General features: G+C 53.9%; 22 protein-coding genes. 7 read left to right on the top strand and 15 right to left on the bottom strand.

The window, feature by feature from the left end:
• Window positions 1-15: 15 nt before the first annotated feature.
• Complete coding sequence (gene ampE, locus ACFX4O_RS15020) at window positions 16-870, bottom strand: beta-lactamase regulator AmpE (RefSeq protein ID WP_380209132.1); 855 nt, start codon at window positions 868-870, stop codon at window positions 16-18.
• On the bottom strand, window positions 867-1,430 hold the full coding sequence (gene ampD, locus ACFX4O_RS15015; RefSeq protein ID WP_380209130.1) for a 1,6-anhydro-N-acetylmuramyl-L-alanine amidase AmpD: 564 nt from the start codon (window positions 1,428-1,430) through the stop codon (window positions 867-869). The genes ampE and ampD overlap by 4 nt, the downstream gene beginning before the upstream one ends.
• A 129-nt stretch (window positions 1,431-1,559) precedes the next feature.
• Between ampD and nadC the strand changes: the two genes are divergently transcribed.
• From nadC to hofC, 4 genes are all read left to right on the top strand, one after another.
• A complete protein-coding gene (nadC, locus tag ACFX4O_RS15010) occupies window positions 1,560-2,453 on the top strand; it encodes a carboxylating nicotinate-nucleotide diphosphorylase (protein ID WP_131408049.1) in 894 nt (297 codons plus the stop codon).
• Window positions 2,454-2,628: 175 nt separating this feature from the next.
• Window positions 2,629-3,063, top strand: coding sequence for a prepilin peptidase-dependent pilin (ppdD, locus tag ACFX4O_RS15005; RefSeq protein ID WP_380209128.1), 435 nt, complete (start codon window positions 2,629-2,631; stop codon window positions 3,061-3,063).
• Window positions 3,064-3,072: 9 nt separating this feature from the next.
• Window positions 3,073-4,467 (top strand): type II secretion system protein GspE, encoded by a 1,395-nt coding sequence (gene gspE, locus ACFX4O_RS15000; RefSeq protein ID WP_380209126.1) that lies wholly within the window; start codon window positions 3,073-3,075, stop codon window positions 4,465-4,467.
• On the top strand, window positions 4,457-5,659 hold the full coding sequence (gene hofC, locus ACFX4O_RS14995) for a protein transport protein HofC (RefSeq protein ID WP_380209124.1): 1,203 nt from the start codon (window positions 4,457-4,459) through the stop codon (window positions 5,657-5,659). Before gspE ends, hofC begins: the two co-directional genes overlap by 11 nt.
• 32 nt (window positions 5,660-5,691) lie before the next feature.
• Here hofC and ACFX4O_RS14990 read toward each other — a convergent pair whose 3' ends face one another.
• Window positions 5,692-6,735, bottom strand: coding sequence for a GMP reductase (locus ACFX4O_RS14990; protein ID WP_131408057.1), 1,044 nt, complete (start codon window positions 6,733-6,735; stop codon window positions 5,692-5,694).
• Between the two features lie 320 nt (window positions 6,736-7,055).
• On the opposite strand from ACFX4O_RS14990, the gene coaE reads away from it, so the two are divergent.
• Genes coaE through yacG form a run of 3 tightly spaced genes read left to right on the top strand, consistent with a single transcriptional unit; the run spans window position 7,056 to window position 8,625 of the window.
• The gene (gene coaE / locus ACFX4O_RS14985; RefSeq protein ID WP_380209122.1) at window positions 7,056-7,676 is read left to right on the top strand and encodes a dephospho-CoA kinase; all 621 of its coding nucleotides are present in this window, start codon (window positions 7,056-7,058) and stop codon (window positions 7,674-7,676) included.
• A complete protein-coding gene (gene zapD / locus ACFX4O_RS14980) occupies window positions 7,676-8,419 on the top strand; it encodes a cell division protein ZapD (protein WP_131408061.1) in 744 nt (247 codons plus the stop codon). The genes coaE and zapD overlap by 1 nt, the downstream gene beginning before the upstream one ends.
• Window positions 8,420-8,430: 11 nt before the next feature.
• Complete coding sequence (yacG, locus tag ACFX4O_RS14975) at window positions 8,431-8,625, top strand: DNA gyrase inhibitor YacG (RefSeq protein WP_131408063.1); 195 nt, start codon at window positions 8,431-8,433, stop codon at window positions 8,623-8,625.
• A 27-nt stretch (window positions 8,626-8,652) separates the two neighbouring features.
• On the opposite strand, the gene mutT is transcribed toward yacG, so the two are convergent.
• The 12 genes from mutT to murD form a co-directional block, all read right to left on the bottom strand.
• Window positions 8,653-9,042, bottom strand: coding sequence for an 8-oxo-dGTP diphosphatase MutT (gene mutT, locus ACFX4O_RS14970; RefSeq protein ID WP_380209119.1), 390 nt, complete (start codon window positions 9,040-9,042; stop codon window positions 8,653-8,655).
• Window positions 9,043-9,101: 59 nt separating this feature from the next.
• Window positions 9,102-11,807: a preprotein translocase subunit SecA gene (gene secA / locus ACFX4O_RS14965; RefSeq protein WP_380209117.1), complete on the bottom strand. Its 2,706-nt coding sequence runs from the start codon at window positions 11,805-11,807 to the stop codon at window positions 9,102-9,104.
• 62 nt (window positions 11,808-11,869) lie between these two features.
• A complete protein-coding gene (gene secM / locus ACFX4O_RS14960; protein WP_380209116.1) occupies window positions 11,870-12,376 on the bottom strand; it encodes a secA translation cis-regulator SecM in 507 nt (168 codons plus the stop codon).
• A gap of 278 nt (window positions 12,377-12,654) precedes the next feature.
• Entirely contained in the window at window positions 12,655-13,572 is a 918-nt protein-coding gene (gene lpxC, locus ACFX4O_RS14955) for a UDP-3-O-acyl-N-acetylglucosamine deacetylase (RefSeq protein WP_313510053.1), read from the bottom strand.
• Window positions 13,573-13,672: 100 nt separating this feature from the next.
• Window positions 13,673-14,821 carry a cell division protein FtsZ gene (gene ftsZ, locus ACFX4O_RS14950; protein ID WP_007373153.1) on the bottom strand — a complete coding sequence of 383 codons (1,149 nt, stop codon included), beginning with the start codon at window positions 14,819-14,821 and terminating at the stop codon, window positions 13,673-13,675.
• 61 nt (window positions 14,822-14,882) lie between these two features.
• The gene (ftsA, locus tag ACFX4O_RS14945; RefSeq protein ID WP_017457932.1) at window positions 14,883-16,139 is read right to left on the bottom strand and encodes a cell division protein FtsA; all 1,257 of its coding nucleotides are present in this window, start codon (window positions 16,137-16,139) and stop codon (window positions 14,883-14,885) included.
• On the bottom strand, window positions 16,136-16,984 hold the full coding sequence (gene ftsQ, locus ACFX4O_RS14940) for a cell division protein FtsQ (protein ID WP_045511930.1): 849 nt from the start codon (window positions 16,982-16,984) through the stop codon (window positions 16,136-16,138). Before ftsQ ends, ftsA begins: the two co-directional genes overlap by 4 nt.
• A 1-nt stretch (window position 16,985) precedes the next feature.
• Window positions 16,986-17,906 (bottom strand): D-alanine--D-alanine ligase, encoded by a 921-nt coding sequence (locus ACFX4O_RS14935; RefSeq protein ID WP_380209113.1) that lies wholly within the window; start codon window positions 17,904-17,906, stop codon window positions 16,986-16,988.
• Window positions 17,899-19,374, bottom strand: coding sequence for a UDP-N-acetylmuramate--L-alanine ligase (gene murC / locus ACFX4O_RS14930; protein ID WP_380209111.1), 1,476 nt, complete (start codon window positions 19,372-19,374; stop codon window positions 17,899-17,901). Before murC ends, ACFX4O_RS14935 begins: the two co-directional genes overlap by 8 nt.
• A 56-nt stretch (window positions 19,375-19,430) precedes the next feature.
• The gene (murG, locus tag ACFX4O_RS14925) at window positions 19,431-20,498 is read right to left on the bottom strand and encodes an undecaprenyldiphospho-muramoylpentapeptide beta-N-acetylglucosaminyltransferase (RefSeq protein ID WP_017457928.1); all 1,068 of its coding nucleotides are present in this window, start codon (window positions 20,496-20,498) and stop codon (window positions 19,431-19,433) included.
• Window positions 20,498-21,739 carry a cell division protein FtsW gene (ftsW, locus tag ACFX4O_RS14920; RefSeq protein WP_131408079.1) on the bottom strand — a complete coding sequence of 414 codons (1,242 nt, stop codon included), beginning with the start codon at window positions 21,737-21,739 and terminating at the stop codon, window positions 20,498-20,500. The genes murG and ftsW overlap by 1 nt, the downstream gene beginning before the upstream one ends.
• Window positions 21,739-23,055 carry a UDP-N-acetylmuramoyl-L-alanine--D-glutamate ligase gene (gene murD / locus ACFX4O_RS14915; RefSeq protein WP_131408081.1) on the bottom strand — a complete coding sequence of 439 codons (1,317 nt, stop codon included), beginning with the start codon at window positions 23,053-23,055 and terminating at the stop codon, window positions 21,739-21,741. The genes ftsW and murD overlap by 1 nt, the downstream gene beginning before the upstream one ends.
• Between the last annotated feature and the right edge of the window lies 1 nt (window position 23,056).

The following is a 23,056-nucleotide window of genomic DNA, read 5'->3' as shown; positions in this document are numbered from 1 at the left end:
TACTGCGGCACGCGGTTAAATCAGCGTGCCGTAAATCGTCAACAACGCCACCACGACCACCAGTACCAGCGACGTTTTCTTCGCCATCGAGACAGCGGCTTTCGGCGTTTCGACTTTATCTGTATGCGGCTCGCGCGCCAGCGAGAACTGTGCGAGACGCGTCAGTACCTGGTACTGCGAGGTATGGCGATCGCCCAACGAAGCAAACCAGGCCGGCAGCGCTTTTTCGCCGTGCCCGACCAGCGCATACACCACACCCGCCAGGCGCACCGGCACCCAATCCAGCAGATGTAAAATCGCATCAATGCCCGACTGTTGACGCTCGGCTGGCGTTTTATAGCGCGCCAGCCAGTATTGCCAGGCACGCAGTGACGCGTAACCCACCAGCAACACCGGCCCCCACGAAGCACCGACGATAAACCAGAACAGCGGTGCAAGGTAAAAACGGAAGTTGATCCACACCAGCGCGTTTTGCAACTCACGTAGAAACTCGCGCTCATCACAGCCAGGCGGCACACCGTGAATCAACGTCAGCTCGTTCGCCATCGCCGTGTGGGCATGAGCATCGTTGCGCGCTGCTGCTTTCAGATAAGCGTGATAATGCAGCCGCACTTTACCCGCACCGATACACAACGCACCGAGTAAAATCCACACCACCAGCAACGGCACATTGAAAAACAGCCCATACAATGCACGCAAAATCAGGAAGGTGACTAGCATCGCCAGCGCGGTCATCAGCAACGTTCTGATCATAGAGTAGTGTTTTACCCGCCGGAACAGCACCTCCAGCCGATGATCCAGTTGCCAGTGTTCCCCCAGTTTAAACAGCCGTTCTGCTGCTAACACCAGCAACAGGGTGAATAACGTCATGGCATCTCCTTTTCTGACATACCGGCAACCAACGCACGAAATCTCGCCCAATCAAAAGCCGGCCCGGGATCGGTCTTGCGATCGGGGGCAATATCGCTATGCCCGGTCATATTGTCGGCAATCGACGGGTAAAGCTCAATCACCGTTCGTGTTACTGCCGCCAGTTGGCCGTATTGTGCATCGGTATAAGGCAGATGATCGGTGCCTTCAAGCTCGATACCAATGGAAAAGTCGTTACAGCGTTCCCGCCCATGATACGAAGAGACGCCCGCATGCCAGGCGCGTTTATCGAAAGGCACATACTGCACAATCTCGCCGTCGCGGCGAATCAGACAGTGCGCGGAAACACGCAGATGAACAATCTCTTCAAAGAAGGGATCGGCGCTGGCATCCAGCGTGCCGGTGAACAGCGCGTCTATCCATGGGCCGCCAAATTTGCCGGGGGGCAAGCTAATATTATGTACCACCAGCAATGAAGGCTGTTCATCGTCCGGGCGGCAATCAAAGTGGGGAGACGGCACATGCCGCGCCTCGACCAGCCAGCCCTTGCATAACTGCATAAGGAACTCCTTATAGAGGATGGTGCTGAAACACGCTTCAGAGTAGCATGTTTGCACTGTGTCCCGTAATGGCGTTGCCAGCAGGACATCACCTAACTTTGTGATTCGTTACCCTTTTTGGAGTTTATCATGCCGCCTCGCCGCTATAACCCCGATCACCGACGTGACGCGCTGCTCGAACGCATCGAGCTGGATATCCCCGCCGCAGTGGCTCAGGCACTGCGTGAAGACCTGGGTGGAGAAGTCGATGCAAATAACGACATTACCGCGCAATTGTTACCGCCAGAGAACCGCTCTCATGCGGTGATTATTACCCGTGAAGATGGCGTATTCTGCGGCAAACGCTGGGTTGAAGAGGTCTTTATTCAACTGGCGGGCGATGATGTCGCTGTCACCTGGCATGTCGCGGATGGCGACGCGATTTACGCCGACCAACCGCTATTTGAGCTTGAAGGCCCCTCGCGCGCGTTGTTGACCGGCGAACGTACCGCGCTCAATTTTGTCCAGACACTTTCCGGTGTCGCCAGCGAAGTTCGCCGTTATGTGGAACTGCTCAACGGTACCAAAACACAACTGCTGGATACCCGCAAAACGCTGCCAGGGCTGCGCACCGCCCTAAAATATGCGGTGCTGTGCGGCGGCGGCGCGAACCATCGACTTGGCCTTTCGGATGCATTTTTGATCAAAGAGAACCATATTATCGCTGCGGGTTCTGTACGTAAGGCGGTGGAGCAAGCCTTCTGGATGCATCCTGATGTGCCGGTCGAAATCGAGGTGGAATCGCTTTCTGAGCTGGATGACGCCCTGAAAGCCGGGGCGGACATCATCATGCTGGATAACTTCACCACCGAACAAATGCGTGAAGCCGTGAAGCGCACCAACGGCCAGGCGCGGCTGGAAGTTTCCGGCAACGTGACACAGGAAACCCTGCGGGAATTCGCTGAAACCGGTGTTGATTACATCTCTGTGGGGGCGCTAACCAAACATGTTCGCGCTCTCGACCTGTCAATGCGCTTTCGTTAGTCCTCGCTTTTGAACGGGCCGCTGGCCCGTTTTTTTGCGTGTTAGCTCGCACCTTTTTTGTTCTGAACTGCAATTTCATCAACAACGCTGGAAGCCTCTTTCCCATCCTTTTTTTTACTCCTCGCCAGCCATTCCAGGGGCTGACAAAGTAGCGGCTCAAAACAAGGAGCCGTTTATGAACAGACAGCAAGGATTCACCTTAATTGAGCTGATGGTGGTTATCGGCATCATTGCGATTTTGAGCGCTATCGGTATTCCCGCCTATCAAAACTACCTGCGCAAAGCCGCGCTAACCGACATGCTGCAAGCCTATGTTCCCTATCGCACCGCAATAGAGCTATGCGCGCTTGAGCGTGGCGGTTTAGAAACCTGCGACGCCAGCAGTAATGGCATCCCCGCGCCCACAACCACGCGATATGTTTCGGCGATGAGCGTGGCAAAAGGCATCGTCACGCTGACCGGACAAGAAAGTCTGAATGGGCTTAGCGTGGTCATGACACCGCAGTGGAACAGTGCAGAGGGAATGCAGGGCTGGACGCGCGCCTGTAATACACAAGCGGATAGCGCCTTGCAGCTGGCCTGCGAAGATGTGTTCCGTACTGGACGCTAAGGAGCGGCAATGAAAGAAGACAAACTTATCGCGCTCTGCCAGCGCCACAATGCGGTTGTGCTCAATAACGAAATCGATGTGCTCACGATTGCCGTCGTGGATAGCCCCAGCACGGAGTTGATGGAATCGCTGCAATTCGCTGTGCAAAAACGCATCGACATCCGCTGCTGGACACCTGAACAGATGGATAAGCACCAACAGGTAACCGCGCAGGCCGCAGTACCGGTAATACAAGAACCCAAAGAAGACAGTGGCTCGGCGGTAGAAATTTTAAACCATACGCTGCAACAAGCCCTTATGCTGCGCGCCTCCGACATCCATTTTGAACCCGGCGAAACCCAGTATGTCATTCGACTACGTGTCGATGGGGTGCTGCATGGCTTGTCTCCTCTACCCAGTAAGCTTGCCAGCACCCTGACGGCAAGGCTAAAAGTACTCGGCAATCTCGATATCGCCGAACGACGCCTCCCGCAAGATGGGCAGTTCAATGTCGAGTTGTCCGGGCAGTCCGTTTCGTTTCGTATCGCCACCCTGCCCTGCCGCCACGGCGAAAAAGTCGTTTTGCGGCTTTTGCACCAGGTTAACCAGGCACTGGAGATATCCACCCTTGGTATGACAGAAGCGCAAATGACGCTCTTTAATAACGCTCTGGCACAACCACAAGGGCTGTTACTGGTCACCGGGCCTACCGGCAGTGGTAAAACGGTGACGCTATATAGCGCCCTTCAGGCGCGTAACAAGCCGGAAGTAAACATCTGCAGCGTTGAAGATCCCGTGGAGATCCCGCTGAACGGTTTGAATCAGACGCAGATAAACCCGCGTGCCGGCTTGACCTTTCAAAGCGTGCTGCGTGCCTTACTGCGTCAGGATCCCGATATCATCATGGTCGGCGAAATACGTGATGGCGAAACGGCGGAAATCGCCATCAAAGCAGCACAAACCGGCCACCTGGTGTTGTCGACACTGCACACCAACTCAACCAGCGAAACGCTGGTGCGCATCCAGCAAATGGGGGTTGCCCGCTGGATGATCTCCTCCGCGCTATCGTTGGTTGTAGCGCAGCGGCTGGTGAGAAAGCTGTGCCCGCATTGCCGCAAGCTGGGGGTAGAAAACAATCACTTGCCGGGTAACTTGTGGCCGCGCCCGCTGCCTCGCTGGCGCGCCGAAGGTTGTGAACAGTGTTACCACGGTTTCTATGGACGCGTCGCGTTATTCGAAGTGCTCGCCATAACCCCGGATGTTCGGCAAGCCATCGCCAGCGGTCTCAGCGCAGATGAAATAGAACAGCGGGCACGCGCAGGTGGGATGACCACGCTTTTTCAGCATGGCTGCCTTGCCGTAGAACAAGGACTGACCACGTTCGAGGAGCTGATACGTATATTGGGTTTCCCTGATGGCAAGTAAACAACTCTGGCAATGGTCCGGGCTTGAGAAAAGCGGTGAACTGCAAAGCGGTGTATTCTGGAGCGAAAACCGCACCAGCACACTATTACTGTTGTACCAGCAGCAAATCCATCCGCTTGCAATAAAACGCTGCGTCATACGGCGTGCACTCTGGAAGCCGGAACACAGCAGCCAGCTACTTCACCAACTGGCAACCTTACTGCGGGCAGGGCTTACGTTACCGGAAGGGTTACAACTTCTGGCAGAACAGCACCCAGCAAAGCAATGGCGTGCATTGTTACACCATCTGGCGAAGGTGCTGGAGCAGGGTGAAACCTTCTCCGCTGCGCTGCGACAATGGCCAGAGGTGTTTCCCCCGCTTTGGCTGGCGATGATTCGCACCGGGGAATTAACCGGCAAGCTGGACGAGTGCTGCTTTAAACTTGCCAGCCAGCAAAAAGCGCAGCGAGAGCTGACACTGAAGGTGAAAAAAGCGCTGCGCTATCCGTTAATCATTCTTACGCTGACGGCTGCCGTGGTACTGGCGATGGTCTATCTGGTATTGCCGGAATTTACCGCCATTTACCGGACATTCAATACGCCGCTACCGATGCTAACGCGCGGTGTCATTGTGGGTGCTGCAATAATGCAGCAAGCGGCTCTGCCCTTAATGGTTTGCGCGTTATTAACAAGCAGTGTTTTACGAATGCTGCGCAACCATACAGGCTGGCAACGCCATCGGCAGCGGTTACTCCTGGCAAGCCCGATCATTGGCCCGCTGGTCCGTGGCCAGCGCCTGAGCCAGATATTTACCGTCCTGGCGCTGACGCAACGGGCGGGTATCGCGTTTTTGCAAGGGCTGGAGAGCGTACGGGAAACACTTTCCTGTCCTTACTGGCAGGCGGTGCTGCAACGAGCACATCAGGAAATTACTCAGGGCACGGCTATTTCGGCGGCGTTACAAGAGAGTGGTGAATTCCCGCCATTGTGCATTCAACTGGTTCGCACAGGAGAAGTGTCTGGCGCGCTGGATAGCATGCTGGAGAATCTGGCACAGCATCATAGCGAGCAAACCCAGAGGCAGGCTGATGGTCTTGCTGCCGTGCTGGAACCGTTATTACTGGTGGTTACAGGGCTTATTATCGGGGTATTAGTAGTAGCAATGTACTTGCCCATCTTTCATCTGGGAGATGCGATGGGTGGCGGCGGATAACGCAGGCGCAACGCTGTGCGCCTGCAACGCCGTCAGAGGCTATTGAAAACGCGGTTTTCTTGCTCCTGAACACGGATAAAGGTAGTGCGTTTGGTCAGCTCTTTCAGGCGGGAGGCACCAACATAGGTACAGGCAGAACGTAAACCGCCGAGGATATCGCGGGCAGTATTTTCTACCGGGCCGCGCAGCGTTAGCTTCACGGTTTTGCCTTCCGCCGCGCGGTAGCCCGCAACACCGCCAACGTGGCGATTCATGGCGGATTCAGAACTCATGCCATAGAAAAGCATAAATTTTTCACCGTTTTCTTCAACGACAGTGCCGCCGCTCTCTTCATGGCCCGCCAGCATACCGCCGAGCATGACGAAATCCGCACCGCCGCCGAAAGCTTTCGCCACATCGCCAGGCACGGTACAACCGCCATCACTGACAATCTGACCACCGAGGCCGTGAGCCGCATCGGCACACTCGATCACCGCAGACAATTGAGGGTAACCAACGCCGGTTTTTACGCGCGTGGTACACACGGAACCCGGACCGATACCTACTTTCACGATGTCGGCACCGGAAAGAATGAGCTCCTCACACATTTCACCCGTTACGACGTTACCGGCACAGATAGTTTTATTCGGCCAGGTTTCACGCGCTTTCGCAACGAATTGCACGAAATGTTCTGAGTAACCGTTCGCCACATCGATGCAGACAAAATTCAGCGCCGGATGCAACGCGAGGATCTGTTTAGTTTTTTCGAAATCCGTATCAGATGTGCCAGTTGAAACCATCACATGGTGCAAAACATCGTCGGATTCACGCTGTACGAAGGCTTTCCAGTCTTCAACAGAGTAGTGTTTGTGTACAGCAGTCAGAATATCGAATGACGCCAGCGCTTTCGCCATCGCAAACGTGCCAACAGTATCCATATTGGCGGCGATAACCGGCACGCCGGACCAGTTGATCCCGGAATGTTTAAATGTGAATTTGCGCTCCAGTTCGACATCGGAACGGCTTTTGAGGGTAGAACGTTTAGGGCGGATAAGAACGTCTTTGAAACCTAATTTCAGATCTTCTTCAATACGCATGAGTGCAGATTCCTGGGGTTAATGGCGAAATGACAAACTCACAACTCCAGTGACGCTATCATACGCGCTAATAAGGACCGCGCAAGACTGCGAAATTCTCTTTTTTTACGCTACAATCCTATAAATTTACCTGATGAACAGGTAAGTTTGGGTTAATTGATTTCATTGTCGCTTGCTTTAATCACAACTCCCTGAATAATTTAATAATTATATTATCAGTTTTTCGTTTTTCTCTTATCAGAGACGGCAAAATACCGTTACGAAAGCAGGAAAAGAAGGCGCATAGTGATGAATGTCAGGCTATCTTAGGACAACGTGTTATGGGGTTTACAGTCGCGTTAACTGGCGGCATCGGCAGCGGTAAAAGCACCGTAGCAAATGCCTTTGCTGCATTGGGTGTTAATGTTGTCGACGCAGATATGATTGCACGTCAGGTTGTGGAACCCGGAACCGAAGCATTACACGCAATTGTCGAGCATTTCGGCGCTGACATACTTCTCAAAAACGGCTCACTGAATCGTCGTTTGTTGCGCGAACATATTTTTGCTTCTCCAGCCGATAAAGCATGGCTAAATGGTTTGCTCCATCCGCTTATTCAAAAACTGACCCAACGCCAGATTGCGCAAGCGACGTCACCTTATGTACTGTGGGTTGTTCCGTTGCTGGTGGAAAACCAGCTTAATGATAAAGCCGATCGCGTTTTAGTCATCGACGTCTCGGTTGAGACTCAGATTTCACGCACCATGCAGCGTGATGGCGTCAGCCGCGAACATGCAGAAAAAATTCTCGCAGCCCAAGCCTCGCGTGAAGCGCGACTTGCCATCGCGGATGATGTTATTGACAATAATGGCGCACCAGATGCGATAGTATCGGATGTTGCCCGCCTGCATGCAGCCTATCTGTATTATGCTTCGCAGGCCGTATCACAGGAAAAACCGTAATGCACACCCACATCCTTTTTGAACATCCGCTTAACGAAAAGATGCGTACCTGGCTGCGCGTTGAGTTTTTACTGCAACAACTTTCGGTCCATTTACCGTTAAGCGATCACGCTGACGCACTGCACTTTTTCCGCAACGTAGGTGAATTGCTGGATGTATTTGAGCGGGGCGATACCCGCACTGAATTGCTGAAAGAACTGGAACGCCAGCAACGTAAACTGCGAGCCTGGAGTGAAGTGCCTGGCGTTGATCTCAACCGTATTGACGCTATCCGCCAGCAGTTGAAAGAGAGCGGAGCTGTGTTGATGACCGCGCCACGTATTGGTCAGTTATTACGTGAAGATCGCCTGATTGCACTGGTGCGCCAGCGTCTGAGCATCCCCGGCGGATGTTGTAGTTTCGATTTACCCACGTTGCATATGTGGCTGCACTTACCGCAAGAACAACGCAACGCACAAATCGAATTATGGATGGCAAGTCTTGAGCCGCTGCGCGCAACGCTATCGCTAATCCTTGATCTTATTCGCAATGCCGCGCCATTTCGTCGCCAGACCAGCCTGAATGGTTTTTACCAGGATAATGGCGAAGATGCCGACCTGTTGCGCCTGCAATTGCCTTTGAAAGAACGTTTATATCCACAAATTTCCGGCCATAAGAGCCGCTTTGCTATTCGTTTTATGCCCTTCGACAGCGAAAACGGCCTGGTACCAGAGCGGCTGGATTTTGAACTGGCCTGCTGTTAAGGAGTTCCGTAATGACTGAAGCTACAATAGTTAACTGCCCAACCTGCGGCAAATCTGTGGTCTGGGGTGAAGAAAGCCCATTTCGTCCCTTCTGCTCCAAACGCTGCCAACTTATTGACTTAGGCGAATGGGCAGCAGAAGAGAAGCGTATTGCGAGTTCAGGCGATCTCTCCGACAGCGATGAATGGAGTGAAGAGCAGCAGTAATCGCTGACGAACCTGCTGGCGCATTGCTTAGCGCTGCGCCAGCCTGGTAATAACGGGTTCATTGGCTGGCGGGAAATCTTCCGCATTCAACTGATCCTGCGCTACCCACTCCCCCGGCTGCCCTTCTTTACCCCACGGCTGCCCTTCCCAGCGCTCTACCAGCCAGAACCACAAGGTGATATGGCGATCCGGGAACTGATATTCCAGCTTATCAAACAGTACCGCCTCAACTGGTGTTATACCCACTTCTTCCTGTAATTCGCGGATCATCGCTTGCTCCGGCGTTTCACCGGCTTCAATCTTTCCGCCAGGGAACTCCAGCTTGTTTGCCATATGCGCATCGGCGGCTCGTCGGGTAATAAATATTTCACCTTGTGGATTACGGATGATCCCTACGGCGATGTTGAGTATTTTCATTATGCAGGTTCCATAAAAAAGGCGCAGATATCTGCGCCTTATTAATTAGTATCAATAAGTTACGCCAGACGACCGTGGCACTGTTTGTATTTTTTACCGGAACCACAAGGGCATGGATCGTTGCGCCCTACTTTGCGTTCGCCCGTTTGCGCTGCAAGTTCTGCCGCAGCGGCGGATTCGTCATCCTGGTGGCTCAGTTGCTGCATCTGCGCCAGACGTTCAGCTTCCTGGCGGCGCTGCTGCTCCATCTCTTCCACTTCTTCCGGCATACGAACCTGTACTTTACTCAAAGTACTGATGACTTCGTATTTCAGCGACTCCAGCATCGCAGCGAACATGGCGAAAGATTCACGCTTATATTCCTGCTTCGGATCTTTTTGCGCATAACCACGCAGGTGAATGCCCTGACGCAGATAATCCATCGCTGCCAGGTGTTCTTTCCACAGGGAATCAAGCGTTTGCAGCATTACGCCTTTTTCGAAGTGACGCATCATCTCTGCGCCAACAACTTCCTCTTTGCGCTGATAGGTTTCCACCGCGCTTTGCAGGATTCGTTCACGCAGCGTTTCCTCATGCAGATCCGGCTCTTTATCCAGCCATTCAGCGATCGGCAGGTCGAGGTCAAAGTCGTTTTTCAGACGTTCCTGCAGACCCGGAATATCCCACATTTCTTCCAGCGACTGCGGCGGAATATGGCCATCAATAGTCGCTTTAAAGACATCTTCACGGATGCTGTTAATCGTTTCGCTGACATCAGACACATCCAGCAATTCGTTACGCTGGGTGTAAATCGCGCGGCGCTGATCGTTGGCCACATCATCGTATTCCAGCAGTTGCTTACGAATATCAAAGTTGCGGCTTTCTACTTTACGCTGGGCGTTGGCAATGGCTTTGGTGACCCATGGGTGTTCAATCGCTTCACCCGGTTTCATACCCAACTTACGCATCATGCCGGAAACACGGTCGGAGGCGAAAATACGCATCAGCGCATCTTCCATGGAGAGGTAGAAACGGGAAGAACCCGCATCACCCTGACGACCGGAACGACCACGCAACTGGTTATCGATACGGCGTGATTCATGACGCTCAGTACCGATAATGTGCAGGCCGCCTGCCGCCAGCACCGCGTCGTGACGCACCTGCCAATCGGCTTTCACTTTAGCGATTTGCTCAGCAGTTGGCTCTTCGAGCTCTGCCAGTTCAGCCTGCCAGCTACCGCCCAGCACGATATCCGTACCACGACCCGCCATGTTGGTCGCAATGGTCACCGCGCCGGTGTAACCCGCTTGTGCCACGATATCGGCTTCTTTGGCGTGGAATTTGGCGTTCAGAACGTTATGCTTGATGCCCGCTTTTGTCAGTTCGTTGGACACAACTTCCGATTTTTCGATGGAAATAGTCCCCACCAACACCGGCTGGCCTTTTGCCGTACGCTCTTTGATATCTTCGATAATCGCCTGGATTTTTTCCGCTTCGGTCATATAGACCAAATCCGCCATATCTTTACGGATCATCGGGCGGTTAGTCGGAACAACAACAGTATCGAGTTTGTAAATTGAACTGAATTCGAACGCTTCGGTATCTGCGGTACCGGTCATCCCGGCGAGTTTTTCATACAGACGGAAATAGTTCTGGAAGGTAATGGAGGCCAGCGTCTGGTTTTCATTCTGGATTTCCACGCCTTCTTTCGCTTCAACAGCCTGGTGCAGACCATCGGACCAACGACGCCCCTGCATGGTACGCCCGGTGTGTTCGTCAACGATGATGACTTCGCCATCTTTCACGATGTAGTCGACATCGCGGGTAAACAGCACATGCGCACGCAGAGCAGCTGTGACATGGTGCATTAGCATGATGTTCGCCGGAGAGTAGAGCGACTCGCCCTCTTCCATGATGCCTTCTTTCACCAGAAGTTCTTCAATCAGCACCAAACCGCGCTCGGTCAGCGTTACCTGACGCGCTTTCTCGTCTACGGAGAAGTGGCCTTCGCCCTGGAAAGTGTCGGAATCTTCTTTCTCCTGACGAATCAGATGCGGAATGATTTTATTCACTTTTTTGTACAGATCAGAGCTGTCTTCCGCCGGACCAGAGATGATCAGCGGGGTACGCGCTTCATCGATCAGAATAGAGTCGACCTCATCCACCAGCGCGTAGTGCAGTTTACGTTGCACGCGTTCTTCAGGGCTGAATGCCATGTTATCGCGCAGGTAATCGAAGCCGTATTCGTTGTTTGTACCGTAAGTAATGTCAGCGGCATAGGCTTCGCGCTTAGCGACAGAAGGCATGCCTGGCAGGTTGATGCCAACACTCAGACCGAGGAATTCAAACAGGGGACGGTTGTTTTCGGCGTCACGTTGCGCCAGATAGTCGTTCACCGTTACGACGTGCACCCCTTTACCGCTCAGGGCGTTCAGATACGCCGGCAATGTTGCGGTTAACGTTTTACCTTCACCGGTACGCATCTCTGCGATACAGCGATCGTTCAGAACCATACCGCCCAGCAGTTGCACGTCGAAATGGCGCATGCCGAACACGCGTTTACTCGCTTCGCGCACGACGGCGAATGCTTCTGGCAGCAGGCTATCTACGCTTTCGCCTTTTTCCAGACGCGCGCGAAACTCAGCAGTTTTACCTTTCAGTTCGTCATCACTGAGTTGCTCCATGGCCGGTTCCATGGCGTTAATCTGGGTAACAGTTTTACGCATGCGACGCAGCGTACGATCGTTACGACTACCGAATACTTTAGTTAACAAATTGGTAAGCATAATAAAAATCTCAAGCGCCCCGTTTTTACGGAGCTAAAAAATGGATAAAAAGGATCGTTTTTTTAGCTGAGACGCTGAGGTCCGGCGCGGATACCTTGTACCTGGCTTATCCAGGTGGAAACGCGAAACGCGGTATAGGGTACGAAGGAGGTTTGGACAGCAAGACGAACAATCGCTGGCGGCTTGCTTTCCAGCGTCAGTAGTGCGCTGAGCGTGTCCAGCAAAGCAAGATGATGTGCCTGAATCGGCAGCTTCTCTTCCGTTGCCACCGGCAGCGCTTGCGGTGCCATAGCGAACGAAAGGTGACGAATAACAGTGCGAATGGCATGTTGGTGCCAATAGTCGACGGTGAAGTTCGGACGGCGTTTGGCTTCCAGCAAGGCAAAACTGCTGAAATCGACCGCGCTGGCGTTATCATGATTGCGGGTCGTTTCGCGTACAGGCTGAGCTGTTTCTGTATTGCTGACAAGCGCAGGTAAACCAAAACTCGCCGCGACCATCCCTAATAAGAGATGCGGCCAGAAATAGCGTCTGCCAAATTGTCGCCAGCGCGTCAGTATTCCGCTCACTTGCTCCACCCTAAAATAACGCCTGTCTCAAAATGCGTCAGTATATGTCGTTTTGCGCCCCAAATCTTACCACTAAACCTACCACGCCACAGCAGTATTAGGGCGTTGCCAGGCAGAAAACTGGGCAGGAAAGCAGCAGTCGCGCTAAAAAAGCAAGATGATGGGTTTTGGATTAAATCCGTGCACCGGCGTTTTGGATGAAATGCACAAATAAAAACGACTGGTTTCCCTGACCGGAGAGAGTGCCAGGTTAACCAGTCGATTTTGAAGTTATGGCGTTACGCCAGAACTATTGACGGGGCTTTGAATGCCAGTGGCAGTTCTGCTTCGTCTTCGAAAGTCACATATTCCCAGGCTTCCTGTTTCGCCAGAACAGCCTGCAACAGTTTATTATTCAATGCATGACCGGATTTATAAGCGGTAAATGCACCAATAATATTGTGACCACACATGAACAGATCGCCAATTGCATCCAGCATTTTGTGACGAACAAATTCATCTTCGAAACGCAGGCCGTCTTCGTTCAGTACGCGATAATCATCAACTACGATGGCACAATCGAAGCTACCGCCCAGGCACAGTCCGCGAGACTGGAGGTATTCGATATCACGCATGAAACCGAAGGTACGCGCACGACTAATCTGGCGCATAAATGCATCGGCAGAGAAGTTCATCGCGTAACGTTGCGTGCTAGCATCAATGGCTGGGTGGTTAAAGTCGATGGTGAAGTCGAGTGTAAAACCGTTATGCGGTTTGAACTCAGCCCACTTGTCACCGTCTTCAACGCGCACCGTTTCTTTGATGCGAACAAATTTTTTGGCGCTGTTCAGCTCTTCGAGCCCTGCATCAAGCAGCAGGTAGACAAATGGTGCAGCACTGCCATCCATAATCGGAATTTCCGGCGCATCGACTTCAACAATAATGTTGTCGATGCCTAAACCCGCGAGAGCAGCATTTAAGTGCTCTACGGTTGAAATCCGCACGTCATGCTCGTTGACCAGACAAGTACAGAGCATTGTATCACGCACAGATTTAGCATCAGCCGGGAAGTCTACCGGTGGATTTAAGTCAGTGCGACGATAGATGACCCCGGTATTTGCCGGCGCAGGGCGCAACGTCAGCGTGACTTTCTTGCCGGTATGTAAACCGACACCAGTCGCCTGAACGATACGTTTAAGTGTCCTTTGTTTGATCATCGTATAATCTCGCCTAATTACCAATCCATCCAAATTGTATAACACAATTGGACGGCCAGTTTAGCACAAAGAGCGACGAAGCCCAACTTCCAGCAAATTCTTAATCTGCTTGCTTACGCAAAAACGCTGGAATATCCAGATAATCAGGCTCTTTCGTGGTCTGCGGCGTATTGTCGTTAACCACTTTCGCTGGTTTCTGCTCCTGCTGCATCGGCTGCATGCCGTGCTGCTGATAGCGATCCATTACCGGCTGCTGCGCTTGTTTATTGGTGACCAGGGTAATTTCCGGACGCTTGTCCATACCGATACCGGTCGCAACAACAGTAACACGCAGTTCGTCGTTCATATCCGGATCAAGGGAAGTACCGATAACCACGGTTGCATTATCCGATGCAAACGCACGGATGGTGTTACCTACAGTCTCGAACTCATCCAGACGCAGATCAAAGCCCGCCGTGATGTTAACCAACACACCACGCGCGCCAGAGAGATCGATATCTTCCAGCAGCGGACTGGAAATCGCCATTTCGGCCGCTTCTTCCGCGCGATCTTCGCCGCTGGCAACGCCAGAACCCATCATCGCGTAGCCCATTTCGGACATCACGGTGCGCACGTCAGCAAAGTCGACGTTCATCAGGCCCGGACGAGTAATCAGCTCGGCAATACCCTGCACTGCGCCTTTCAGCACATCGTTCGCTGCGCCAAATGCATCCAGCAGCGAAATGCCACGGCCCAGCACTTTCAGCAATTTGTCGTTAGGGATGGTGATCAGCGAGTCCACATGCTTGGACAGCTCAGTGATCCCCTGCTCCGCAAATGCCATACGCTTCTTGCCTTCAAAATTGAAAGGCTTCGTCACGACAGCAACGGTCAGGATACCTAAATCTTTTGCCACTTCAGCCACTACAGGTGCCGCACCGGTACCGGTACCGCCGCCCATTCCCGCTGCGATAAAGACCATGTCAGCACCTTCCAGCGCAGCGCGCAGTGCTTCACGATCCTCTTCCGCCGCGTTACGGCCAACTTCAGGGTTTGCTCCAGCGCCCAGACCTTTGGTGATACCACCGCCGATCTGAATGGTTTGCCCCACCGCTGTTTTACGCAACGCCTGCGCGTCGGTATTCACCGCGAAGAACTCAACCCCTTCAATGCGCTCGCGCACCATATGCTCTACGGCGTTACCGCCGCCGCCACCGACGCCGATGACTTTAATCACCGCGTCGTTGGTTAATTCCATCGGTTCAAACATAATCTCTCTCCGTTGTGCCTGTCGCCTGAAACCGTTAATTCTCTACGGTCTCTGAAAAAAATTAAAACTCTTTTCGCAGCCAGCTGTTGATTCGTTTGAACCACGAACCCACTGACACGCGTTTTTCAACTTCTGCTTCACCACTTAAATGGGTCTCTTTCCCGTAGTGCAGCAGCCCCACAGCCGTTGAATAGTACGGCTCCTGGGCGTAATCCGTTAAACCAGTAATATTGAGCGGCGCACCAATACGCACTTGCGTATGGAACACGCGTTGCGCGCAGGCCGCCAGGCCTTCCATTTGCGCCGCGCCACCGGTCAACACAATCCCCGCCGCCAGATGATGTTTCACACCCTGTTGGCGAAGCTGTTCTTGTAACTGCAAAATTTCGTCGTTCACCAGGTTGAGCAGCTCGGTGTAGCGCGGCTCTATTACATCAGCTAGCGTCTGGCGCTGCAGACTACGTGGCGGACGGCCGCCGACACTCGGCACCTCAACGCTTTCGTCTTTGCCAACCAGCGAACCCAGCGCACAACCATGGCGAACTTTAATCGCCTCAGCATCGCTCGGCGGTGTACCAAAGGCATACGCAATGTCGCTTGTTACCACGTTCCCCGCATAAGGGATAACTTTGGTATGACGCAGCGCTCCGCCGGTATACACCGCCATATCCATTGTACCACCGCCGATGTCGACAACGCAGACACCCAGCTCACGTTCATCTTCTGTCAGCACGGAGTAACTGGATGCCAATCCGGCAAAAATAAGTTGGTCAACTTTCAAACCACATCGTTCAACAGCTTTAACGATGTTTTTCGCCATGTCGTTATGGCAAGTAATCAAATGCACTTTCGCCTGCATGCGTACGCCGGACAGACCTACCGGGTTTTTGATCCCCTCCTGGTAGTCGATAGCGTACTCCTGCGGAATTACATGTAAAACGCGGTGTTCATCGCGCACACGTACTGATTTAGCCGTATGCACCACGTTTTCCACATCTTCCTGCGTAACCTCTTCTTCCGAAATCGGCACCATACCAATTTCGTTCTGGCAGCTAATATGTTTCCCCGAGAGCGCAAGGTAGACTGATGAAATCTGACAATCGGCCATTAATTCAGCCTGATCGATAGCGCGCTGTACGCATTTCACCACCGACTCCAGATCGTTCACTCCGCCTTTATCCATCCCACGAGACGGACAACTGCCTACGCCAATGATATTCACAATACCGTCGGGCAGAACTTCCCCTACTAAAGCGGCGACCTTCGCGGTGCCAATCTCCAGTCCTACTACCAGTTTTCTGTCCGTCGCCTTGATCATTGTTGCTCTGCCTGTGCCTGATTCTGTTGTGCCTGATTTTGCTGCTGATTCGGTTCCTGAACAGGGGCCGCTTTCCAGCCTACGGCCGCACCTGAGTCATAGCGTAAATCCACGTAGCTAATCTCTTTGCCATCCGTTTGCGCCTGTTGCTGGAGAACCGGGTAGAGTTCTACAAAGCGCGCCAGACGTTTCATCGTATCGCCACGGCCCAGATTAAGCTTGATGTCATTGCTGAGCGTTACTTGCCACGAACGCCGCGCGGTCATCGCCGCCTCTTTTAACGTGAACTTATCCTTTGCCAGCACTTGCCCCATGTCGCGGTAGCCCTGTAACACCTCGCTTTCGCTCCCTTCAGGGCCGTACAGCATAGGTAAAACCTGTTTACTCGTTCGTTCGGCCGGCACGCTAAATGCGTTGCCGTCCACATCCACCATATGTTGATCATTCCACCGCGCAATGGGCACATATTCAACCAGATGAATCTTCAATTCGTCTGGCCACTGTTTTCTGACGCTTGCCTGCTTGATCCAGGGCAGACGTTCTATCTGGCTCTGAATGATGTTAACGTCCTGCGTCATAAACGTGCCGGGCGCGCCCAACGCCAAAATAGACTGGCGAATATCATCGTTACGGGTGTAATGACGATCGCCTGTCAACACCAGCTTTGATAACGGCAAACGCTGCGCATCGTCCATCCAGCCCAGTACCACCCAGCCACTCACCAACACAGTGCACAGCACCGTCAGCAGGAATACGATGCCTGCAAGACGCGTTCCATTGTTGCGGCGGGAGATTTTTACAGCCTCCGCTTCGCGGTTTCGCGTGTTCAGCGCAGCCTGTGACATATCACTCCGCCAATTCCAGAATGCGAACAACTAACTGGGAGAAGCTCAACCCTGCCTGACGCGCTGCCATCGGCACCAGGCTATGGCTGGTCATTCCTGGCGACGTGTTCGCTTCCAGCAAATAAAAGTGTCCATTGCTGTCCAGCATGACATCGATACGGCCCCAACCACGGCAGCCTAAAACTTGCCAGGCTTCACGCACCAGGGCATGTAATGCTGCTTCATCGTCCGCTTCCAGACCTGACGGGCAAAAATACATCGTCTCATCAGAGAGATACTTCGCCTCATAATCATAGAAGATTCCCGCAGGTTGAATACGAATCGACGGTAAAATTTCATTTCCAAGCAATGCGACAGTAAATTCTGGCCCACTGAGCCATTTTTCAATCAAAACTTCATCATCATGTTGAAATGCAAGCGCTAACGCTACGTGCAGGTCTTCTTTTTTATCGACTTTTGACATCCCTACACTTGAGCCTTCGCGGCTGGGCTTGACAATAACAGGTAAACCCAGCACCTCAATGCGTTGAATATCAATAGTTTTCAGGCCTGATTCAAATTCGCTGCGCGTCAGTGCCACCCACGGCGCAACGGGCAACCCTGCTCCCTGCCACAGCAGCTTGCTGCGCCCTTTATCCATCGAAATCGCCGAGGCCATCACACCGCTTCCGGTATAAGGAATATCGGTTAATTCCAGCAGCCCCTGCAGGGTGCCATCTTCACCGCCGCGACCATGCAAGGCGATAAACGCTTTACTGAAACCCATCTCTTTCAGGCGGGTAACATCCACATCGCGCGGATCCACACCATGCGCATCAACGCCGCCTTCACGCAAACCTGCCAGCACCGCTGCACCGGAATTAAGCGAAACGTCACGCTCGGCGGAGGTTCCGCCCAGCAGAACCGCTACTTTCTCAGCCACGGCGCTCCTCCTCCACGGTCTGCGGTTTCAGTTTGCTCTCGGCCAGGCTGCGCGCAATCTTACCGACGTTACCGGCTCCCTGGATCAGGATCAGATCGTTGCCGGTCAGCACCGGTGCCAGCATCGCGGCAACCTGCGCCGGATCGGGCACCAGAATCGGATCGATCTTGCCGCGACCGCGAATAGTGCGGCACAGAGAACGACTATCTGCGCCTGGGATTGCCGCTTCGCCCGCCGGATAAACCTCCAGCATCAGCAGTGAATCCACCTGGGTCAGCACATTGGCAAAATCGTCATACAGGTCACGCGTACGCGTGTAACGGTGCGGCTGAAACAACATCACCAGGTTTTTATCCGGCCAGCCCGCTCGCGCCGCTTTGATAGTGGCGTCCACTTCTGTTGGATGATGACCATAATCGTCAACCAGCATCGCGGTACCGGCTTTACCGTTTACATCTTGCAGCGGATACTCGCCGAGGAAGTCGAAACGGCGGCCCGTGCCCTGGAAGCTTTCCAGCGCGCGCAGGATCGCGTCATCTTCGATCCCTTCTTCCGTTGCCACCGCAACGGCCGCCGCTGCGTTTAACGCGTTATGGCGCCCTGGCGCATTCAGCGTCACGCGCAGTTCCGGTTTATCCTGGCGCACCAGCGTAAAGTGCCCCTGCGGCCCAACCTGACGGTAGTTTTCCACGCGGATATCCGCATCATCACTAAAACCGTAGGTCGTAATCTGGCGACCTACACGCGGCAACAACTCCCTAATAACCGGATCGTCGACGCACATTACCGCACGGCCATAGAACGGCAGGTTGTGCAGGAAGTTGATAAAGGTCGTTTTTAAATTTTCGAAGTCGCCCTGGTACGTATCCATATGGTCAGCTTCGATATTGGTGACAATCGCCACCATCGGCTGCAGATGCAGGAAAGAGGCATCGCTCTCATCCGCTTCAGCAATCAGGTAACGGCTATGCCCCAGGCGCGCATGCACACCAGCGGCTTTAACCAGGCCACCATTAACAAAAGTCGGGTCCAGCCCGGCTTCTGCATAAATACTTGCCACCATCGCGGTGGTGGTCGTTTTGCCGTGCGTACCGGCAATGGCAATGCCGTGGCGAAAACGCATTAATTCCGCCAGCATCTCTGCGCGGCGGATCACCGGAATGCGCGCTTCATGCGCCGCTACGATTTCCGGGTTATCGGCAGAGATCGCGCTGGAAACCACCACAACGCTCGCATCGCTCACGTTTTCCGGGCGGTGGTTGAAATAAATCGTGGCGCCAAGCGACGTCAATTGCTGCGTAACCGGATTCGGCGCCAAATCGGAGCCGCTAATCTGGTAGCCTTCGTTGGCCAGCACTTCGGCAATACCGCCCATGCCAGCACCGCCAATGCCGACAAAGTGAATGTGCCGGACGCGACGCATCTCGGGCACGATTGAACGCAGTTTCGCCAGTTCTTGTGTATTCATTCTCTAAACGCCATCGACTACTTAAATTTGCGCGACGCAAAAGGCGTCGCCAGTATTTATGCCTGAGCTGCCAGGCTCACTTCGTTTGCCACCCGTTCGGTAGCATCGGGGATCGCTGCCGCGCGCGCGCGTTCGGCCATCTCCAGTAATGCTTCGCGATTCCAGCCCGCGAGCGTTGCAGCCACCGCATCAACGGTAAATTGCGGCTGCTCCAGAATCTTTGCCGCGCCCGCTTTTTCCAGCGGCAAGGCATTCCAGTACTGCTGCCGGTCTTTGTGCTGGAACGGTACAAACAGCGCCGGTAAACCTGCTGCGGCGATCTCGCTGACCGTTAATGCACCAGAGCGGCAAACCACCACATCTGCCCACGCATAGGCTTGAGCCATATCGTCAATAAACTCAGTAACTTTATGCTGAGGTTCGCCAGCGCTCGCATAAGCTCGCTCAACTTCCTGCTGCGCACCCTTCCCGCTTTGATGCCAGATAGTGACCGCCGCCCCTAACTTTGCCGCAACCTGCGGCATCGTCTGGTTAAGCACACGCGCACCTTGCGATCCACCGACAACCAGCACTCGCACCGGGCCTTCACGGCCGGGCAAGCGTTGCTGCGGCAACGGCAGCGCTAGCACATCGACACGTACCGGGTTACCGACGACTTCCGCTGTTGGGAAAGCGCCCGGAAACGCCTGCATCACTTTGGTCGCGATTTTCGCCAGCCATTTGTTGGTCAAACCGGCAATGCCGTTTTGCTCATGCAGCACTACCGGAATACCGAGCGACCAGGCTGCGAGCCCGCCGGGACCGGAAACATAGCCGCCCATCCCCAGCACCACATCAGGCTTAAAGCGCTGCATAATGGCGCGCGCCTGACGCCAGGCATTGAAGATACGCACCGGCGCCAGCAACTGCGCCTTAATACCTTTGCCGCGCAGACCAGAGATGCGGATGAAATCAATCTCAATGCCGTGTTTCGGCACCAGGTCAGCCTCCATGCGATCGGCGGTTCCGAGCCAGCGCACTTGCCAGCCCTGATCCATCAAATGGTGCGCAACGGCAAGACCGGGGAAAACATGCCCGCCGGTACCGCCCGCCATCACCATTAACCGCTTTGGTTGACCACTCATCACACACCTCGTGTAAACGCCTGGGCTTTTTCCAGGCGCGTTTCATAATCTATGCGTAGCAGCAGCGTAATCGCCACTGACATAATTAATAAGCTGGAACCACCGTAACTGATAAGCGGCAACGTCAACCCTTTGGTCGGCAGCATACCCGCCGCCGCACCAACGTTAACCAGTGCCTGGAAGCTAAACCAGATACCTATTGAGCAGGCCAGAAAACCCGAAAAACGATGATCGATTTCCAGCGCTTTACGCCCGATAGACATGGCGCGAAAAGCGACGAAGAATACCATTAAAAGTGCCACTACCACACCGATATAACCGAGTTCCTCCCCGATAATGGAGAAGATAAAGTCAGTGTGCGCTTCCGGCAGATATTCCAGTTTCTGAATCGAATTACCTAAGCCCTGGCCCCACAACTCACCGCGGCCAAACGCCATCAGCGACTGGGTAAGCTGATAACCGCTGCCGAAAGGATCTTCCCACGGGTTCCAGAACGACGTTACGCGTCGAATACGATAAGGTTCGGCAAGGATCAGCAGTACTACCGCTGAAATCCCCATACCGATAATGGCGATGAACTGCCACAGCTTCGCCCCCGCCAGGAACAGCATTGCCAGCGTGGTGATAAACAGCACAACCACCGTACCGAGGTCCGGCTGCGCCAGCAGCAATACTGCCAGCACAAGGATTACGCCCATCGGTTTTAAGAAGCCGCGCAGGTTGTTTCGCACTTCGTCCACCTTGCGCACCAGGTAGTTCGCCAGGTAGCAGAACAGCGACAGCTTGGTGAACTCCGCAGGCTGAAAACGCATCAGCCCAAGGTCAATCCAGCGCGATGCCCCGTTGATCGAACTCCCCACAACCAGCACCACCAGCAGCATGATGATCGCGGCGATCAACATTGCTGAGCTATATTTTTGCCAGAAATCCATCGGCAGCCGCAGCGTCACCATCGACATACAAAACGCCAGGAACAGATACAACGCGTGACGCTTGGCGAAGAAGAACGGATCGTCCGTCAGACGTTGCCCAACGGGCATCGATGCCGACGTCACCATGATGAAGCCGATCGCCGCAAGACCCAGCGTCAGCCACAGCAACGTGCGGTCATACATGACCAGGCTGTCGGTATCCTTCTGTCGCGAGCCCATAACCCAGCCTTTTAACGCCGCGAACAGCCACGCCAGGATGCTAAATCCTGGCAGGCGCGGCATTCTTGGGCGGGGGAGCGTTAAACGCATCAGCCTAACTCCTGCGCCAGACGGGTAAAGACATCGCCCCGTTGTTCGAAATTCTTAAACTGATCGAGGCTGGCACAAGCCGGAGACAACAACACCATATCGCCCGGCTGTACGCGCGTCGCGATTAACCGCATTGCCTGATCCATTGTCTCGGTTTGATCCGCGATTTCCGGGCGCAGCGCCGCCAGCTCCGCACCATCACGACCAAAGCAGTAAAGCCGGATGCGATCGCCGCCCAGATAACGCTTCAGCGGAGAAAAATCTGCCGACTTCCCGTCACCGCCGAGCAGCAAGTGCAGCGTGCCATCGATGTGTAAACCATTTAATGCCGCTTCAGTGCTGCCAACATTCGTCGCTTTCGAGTCGTTAACCCAGCGCACGCCGTTATGCTCCAGCGCCAGCTGGAAGCGATGCGCCAGCCCGGTAAACGTTGTCAGCGCTTTCAGGCTGCTGGCGCGCGGTAAACCTACGGCATCAGCCAGTGCCAGCGCTGCCAGCGCATTGGTGTAGTTGTGCTGTCCGCTCAGTTTCATTTCCGCCACGTTCAGCACTTTCTCCCCTTTTACGCGCAGCCAGGTTTCACCCTGCTGGCGGTTCAAGTGGTAATCGCCTACATCAACGCCAAAACTGACACAGCGTTCATCCGCGCCGCGTACCGGCATTGTTAATGCATCATCGGCATTCACTACGCACACTTTCGCGTTTTCATAGACGCGCAGCTTGGCAGCACGATATTGCTGCAACCCAAACGGATAGCGATCCATATGATCTTCCGTGACGTTCAGAATGGTGGCTGCCGCCGCGTGCAGGCTTGAAGTGGTTTCAAGTTGGAAACTTGAAAGCTCAAGCACATACAATTCACATGCGTCATCTAAGAGCATCAGCGCAGGTAGACCAATGTTGCCTCCGACGCCGACGTTCACTCCGGCAGCCGTTGCCATCTCTCCGACCAGCTTTGTCACGGTGCTTTTACCGTTGGAACCGGTAATCGCGATAACCGGTGCCTGCGCTTCACGGCAGAACAGTTCGATATCACCGACAATCTCAACGCCAGCGTCAGCCGCTGCGCTCAGGGAAGGATGCGCCAACGCGATGCCCGGGCTTGCAACAACCAGATCGGCGGCCAGCAGCCAGTCATCGTTAAGACTACCAAGATGGCGTTCCACCGCCTCTGGCAGCTTATCTAGCCCCGGCGGAGAAACGCGCGTATCCATCACTCGCGGCGTGACGCCGCGTGCGAGGAAAAAGTCCACGCAGGAAAGGCCTGTGAGACCCAAACCGATGATGACGACTTTTTTACCCTGGTAATCAGCCATG

Origin of the sequence: Kosakonia sp. YIM B13571 (genome assembly GCF_042788095.1) — a bacterium.
GTDB classification, from domain to species: domain Bacteria; phylum Pseudomonadota; class Gammaproteobacteria; order Enterobacterales; family Enterobacteriaceae; genus Kosakonia; species Kosakonia quasisacchari.
Note: the sequence above shows the minus strand (reverse complement) of the source record. Positions and strands in the feature narration are given on the sequence as shown.

Excerpts from the sequence above, each read along its gene's own strand:
- ampE (WP_380209132.1), bottom strand. The coding sequence starts at position 870 with ATGACGTTATTCACCCTGTTGCTGGTGTTAGCAGCAGAACGGCTGTTT.
- ampD (WP_380209130.1), bottom strand. The coding sequence starts at position 1,430 with ATGCAGTTATGCAAGGGCTGGCTGGTCGAGGCGCGGCATGTGCCGTCT.
- nadC (WP_131408049.1), top strand. The coding sequence starts at position 1,560 with ATGCCGCCTCGCCGCTATAACCCCGATCACCGACGTGACGCGCTGCTC.
- ppdD (WP_380209128.1), top strand. The coding sequence starts at position 2,629 with ATGAACAGACAGCAAGGATTCACCTTAATTGAGCTGATGGTGGTTATC.
- gspE (WP_380209126.1), top strand. The coding sequence starts at position 3,073 with ATGAAAGAAGACAAACTTATCGCGCTCTGCCAGCGCCACAATGCGGTT.
- hofC (WP_380209124.1), top strand. The coding sequence starts at position 4,457 with ATGGCAAGTAAACAACTCTGGCAATGGTCCGGGCTTGAGAAAAGCGGT.
- ACFX4O_RS14990 (WP_131408057.1), bottom strand. The coding sequence starts at position 6,735 with ATGCGTATTGAAGAAGATCTGAAATTAGGTTTCAAAGACGTTCTTATC.
- coaE (WP_380209122.1), top strand. The coding sequence starts at position 7,056 with ATGGGGTTTACAGTCGCGTTAACTGGCGGCATCGGCAGCGGTAAAAGC.
- zapD (WP_131408061.1), top strand. The coding sequence starts at position 7,676 with ATGCACACCCACATCCTTTTTGAACATCCGCTTAACGAAAAGATGCGT.
- yacG (WP_131408063.1), top strand. The coding sequence starts at position 8,431 with ATGACTGAAGCTACAATAGTTAACTGCCCAACCTGCGGCAAATCTGTG.
- mutT (WP_380209119.1), bottom strand. The coding sequence starts at position 9,042 with ATGAAAATACTCAACATCGCCGTAGGGATCATCCGTAATCCACAAGGT.
- secA (WP_380209117.1), bottom strand. The coding sequence starts at position 11,807 with ATGCTTACCAATTTGTTAACTAAAGTATTCGGTAGTCGTAACGATCGT.
- lpxC (WP_313510053.1), bottom strand. The coding sequence starts at position 13,572 with ATGATCAAACAAAGGACACTTAAACGTATCGTTCAGGCGACTGGTGTC.
- ftsZ (WP_007373153.1), bottom strand. The coding sequence starts at position 14,821 with ATGTTTGAACCGATGGAATTAACCAACGACGCGGTGATTAAAGTCATC.
- ftsA (WP_017457932.1), bottom strand. The coding sequence starts at position 16,139 with ATGATCAAGGCGACGGACAGAAAACTGGTAGTAGGACTGGAGATTGGC.
- ftsQ (WP_045511930.1), bottom strand. The coding sequence starts at position 16,984 with ATGTCACAGGCTGCGCTGAACACGCGAAACCGCGAAGCGGAGGCTGTA.
- murC (WP_380209111.1), bottom strand. The coding sequence starts at position 19,374 with ATGAATACACAAGAACTGGCGAAACTGCGTTCAATCGTGCCCGAGATG.
- murG (WP_017457928.1), bottom strand. The coding sequence starts at position 20,498 with ATGAGTGGTCAACCAAAGCGGTTAATGGTGATGGCGGGCGGTACCGGC.
- ftsW (WP_131408079.1), bottom strand. The coding sequence starts at position 21,739 with ATGCGTTTAACGCTCCCCCGCCCAAGAATGCCGCGCCTGCCAGGATTT.
- murD (WP_131408081.1), bottom strand. The coding sequence starts at position 23,055 with ATGGCTGATTACCAGGGTAAAAAAGTCGTCATCATCGGTTTGGGTCTC.